The following is a 200-nucleotide window of genomic DNA, read 5'->3' on the forward strand; positions in this document are numbered from 1 at the left end:
TCGTTTGAGCGATGGAGGGACGCAGGAGGATAGGGTAAGCGCACTGCTGGATATGTGCGTCTAAGCAGTTAGGCTGTAAATGAGGCAAATCCCATTTACGCGAAGGCTGAGCTGTGATAGCGAGGGAAATATAGTACCGAAGTTCCTGATTCCACACTGCCAAGAAAAGCTTCTAGCGAGATAAAAGGTGCCCGTACCGC

Annotated in this window: 1 rRNA gene; it reads left to right on the forward strand. The window is 50.5% G+C overall.

The features are described 5' to 3' along the window. Positions 1 to 200: ribosomal RNA gene (locus tag HHO41_RS22855) — 23S ribosomal RNA — on the forward strand; the annotation flags it as partial.

This window comes from Bacillus sp. DNRA2, assembly GCF_012843265.1.
Lineage (GTDB): Bacteria > Bacillota > Bacilli > Bacillales > Cytobacillaceae > Bacillus_BU.